Source organism: Haliea sp., assembly GCF_040222615.1.
Lineage (GTDB): Bacteria > Pseudomonadota > Gammaproteobacteria > Pseudomonadales > Halieaceae > Haliea.
In genome coordinates this window covers 1-3,099 of the sequence record NZ_JAVKCQ010000202.1, presented here as the reverse complement: position 1 = coordinate 3,099, position 3,099 = coordinate 1, and the positions used below count along the sequence as shown (strand labels likewise).

Genomic DNA, 3,099 nt, shown 5'->3' with positions numbered 1-3,099 from the left:
CGGCCCTGAACAGACATTGATCTAGCGTTCCATAGCTGCGGTGCGGCTTCACCAGACCAGCCGTTCATTCATCGCGCAGCATTTTGTCGGCTAAAACGTCGGTCAGCTGACCAAGGGGAAGTTGGCGCAAAAGCGAGGCGGTTGGACGGAGTTTTATTTCCAACATCTTCTATGAGCCTTGCCGCAACAGGCAGACGGACCGAACCAAGGACCCGTAGCCGCAGGTCCCGCATGTGAGCAAAATTGACATTGATCAAGGACGCCGCCAGTTTTTCAACTGACTATTGGGCATGCATTTTTCATCAGCCGTGTGCCGCACCGTCTCCATCCTTACCGCGTTCATGCTCCTCGCCTCATCGGCTGTGGCAAACGACGGGGAAGGCATTGGGATCACTCAAGTCATTGGGACGACAGCTTCAGCCACAACCGGAGCCTTCCAAGATTTCTCTGGTCAGAGCTTTCGACTGCGCGTTGACGCCAAAGACCTGAAGGGCGTTTCGGCGACCAACGCCAAGTTTGTGGCTGATAAATCGACCAAGTTCCTTGAACGGACACGGAGCCGCGCCAGAAGTGTGGGCAACAGTGGCGCGCTCAAATTTGCAGGGGCTGCCTTGCTGACGGGCGACGTCATGGTTGATGTGCTCGCGCGCGTCGATGGAGGGGACCTGCAGGGAGCCATCGCCGGTGGAGGTGCGCTAGCTGGCGGAATGGGTTTTATATCCGGCGTATCGTACATCAGCGGACTGGCGGGCGCCGCCGTAGCCACGGCAGTACCCGTGATCGGCCCGGTGCTGGGGCCAAGTATTGGCGGGGCAGTCGGCAGCGTGGCAGGCGGTTTTCTTGCTGCCACGGCCTACGACTTGCTGATGAAAGACAATGTAGGAGAGGCACTTGAGGAAACGATCGCGCCGCTGTTTGACCAGCGCTCGCAACGGGTGATCGACTTCCTCAACCGGCTGCGCTTGCAAGCGGCAATGGATTTGAAACCTTACCTTGAAAGAGACTATACGGCCGCGGGTGGCTCGAGCCCGCGCGAAGTGGACCTTCTCCCGTTGCCGACACTCGTGGTCCTCCCACCGACACCTTCAGCAAGCAGTTTGTTCCAGCCAGAGCTCCCGCCCGAGGTGATCGCACTTACGAGCTTTGACGCACGGCCGATTGAAGCCACCACTGTGATGGCGGAGGGGAGTGTTTTCCACTCGACACGGGACGAGTGGAACGCAGCGTTTGACGACCGATCTCTCGGCTGCAATGTGCTGTCGATCCGGGATGGGCACTTCTTCCATCATTGCCTGAACGTGGACAACCACGCATGGGATTCCTCCAACACACATGTCGAAATTGACACGTTCTACTTGGGGGTCGTTCAAGGCAATGTGCTGAGCGGATCATTTCTAACGTGGCAGCGGAACCATAATTTTAACAGCACAGACCGCGACGATGTGGAATACATGCGGGTTTTTGGCTCAGGACGCATATCCGGGACGATCGATACGAACGGTCAAATTGCCATTTCAATTGTATATGAGCACAACCAGGTGTTCGACAATCAAGCTGACTGGGTGAACGACTATTTGCATTACACCGGGGAATGGAAAGCCCGCGTACCAGAACAGTTTGCAAAGCTTGAAAGTATTGAAATCGTGTATGAAATCGTCGGTACGGCGGAACAGGGAACGCTGATGCTTCCGAACCTGACAGCCGCCGACATCCGCGACACCGAGTTCGAGCTCCCCGACGTTTTCTTCCAACACGGCGTGTCGCCACCCGAACGCGTGAGGTAGCCCCATGAAAACGATCAGATTTTATATCCTTGCCGCCACTTTGACTATGCTTGTCGCGCTCTCTGGCCCCACCATAGCCTCGCCTGAGCATCCAGAGCTGGCCGAGGTGATGGATGTCTATGTTCCCATCTATTTCCGTAATACACTGACAGACGATCCATTTCGGATCGCCGCCAATGCCCCAGAGCCCGCGGCGCGCTCAGCACTTGAGGCCATGAACGCCGCGTTGGAGGAATGGGGAAGCGGCCCTGCAGACGGTTGGAAATACCTGATGAACGGCGCAGTCTTTGCGGCCACGGGTATCGGCGCTACAGACACGTTTGTGATGTTTTACAATCCCTGGGTCGATGCGGCGCTGGTGACCGAGTGGCGAGATCAACCGGAAGGACTGGATCTCATCGACCTCGAATTGATGCCAGGGGATGTGCTGCGTGGCACCGAAATCCACCCGATACCCGCGTGGCAACGCGCTGGATCACATCCATCGATTGCCATGATCGATACGCTGGCGGACACGGTTGATGGTTTCGAGGATCGTTTCAATGAACCGAGCTTCGCCGCGAATTGGCGCGAGGAACTGGGGTTGGACAATCGCGCCGACGTGACTGAGTTGGTGCTGCCGCTAATCGCGCTAAGGGTGTATGAAGCCCAGTTGCGGCTTTTGGCTATCACGCATTCCGTCGTAGGCGAAGACCCGCTGCTCCAGCCGATGCGTGAGGCGGTGGTAAACCTGGTTGTCACCGCGGCAAAGGTGGGCTTCGCGCCGCTGTTGCAGCAAGCTGACCGCACTCCCAAGGCGATGGCAGAGGTTCTCGCGGCTATTCCGCCAGCATCGATGCAAGGTCTGACCCCAGTCGCATACCTCGGTGATGACGACGAGATAATGATCTACTTTGCGTCGCCGCTAACCGCGGATTTCGCGCTCGCAGCCGTCTTTGCGTATGAGGGCAACACTATGAGCTTACGCGTTCTTGATGTTATTCTCTACGCGGCAGCCGTCGAGGCTGCTCAGGCAGGTTAACCTGCGCTCGCAGCGGTGCTACTCGCTACGGCGACAGATACTTCCGCTCCGGAAACGCTGCCAGACCCTGAGCCATAAGTTAGTTCACGGCTGGGGCTCCCAAGGTTAGACCGGTATGAAAAATAGCGATCGTTCGCCACACGTACCTTTGGGCGCACGAGCACGACAGTGGTACCAAAAAACAAGGCTCACAAGTGCTGATCAAGCCAGAATTGATGGCAGTCCACAATGGCGGTTGTGCGCTCGGAACCGTCATGCGGTGACTTGGCATCTTGAATAGAATCTCCGTCGGAT

2 protein-coding genes are annotated in these 3,099 nt (G+C 57.0%); both read left to right on the top strand.

The genetic code is table 11. The features are described from left to right. The first annotated feature begins 290 nt into the window (after positions 1 to 290). On the top strand, positions 291 to 1,784 hold the full coding sequence (locus RJQ10_RS15990) for a hypothetical protein (RefSeq protein ID WP_350148377.1): 1,494 nt from the start codon (positions 291 to 293) through the stop codon (positions 1,782 to 1,784). A gap of 4 nt (positions 1,785 to 1,788) precedes the next feature. Next, entirely contained in the window at positions 1,789 to 2,805 is a 1,017-nt protein-coding gene (locus RJQ10_RS15985) for a hypothetical protein (protein ID WP_350148376.1), read from the top strand. Positions 2,806 to 3,099: the final 294 nt, after the last annotated feature.

Coding starts and splice junctions, on each gene's coding strand:
- RJQ10_RS15990 (WP_350148377.1), top strand. CDS start 291: ATGCATTTTTCATCAGCCGTGTGCCGCACCGTCTCCATCCTTACCGCG.
- RJQ10_RS15985 (WP_350148376.1), top strand. CDS start 1,789: ATGAAAACGATCAGATTTTATATCCTTGCCGCCACTTTGACTATGCTT.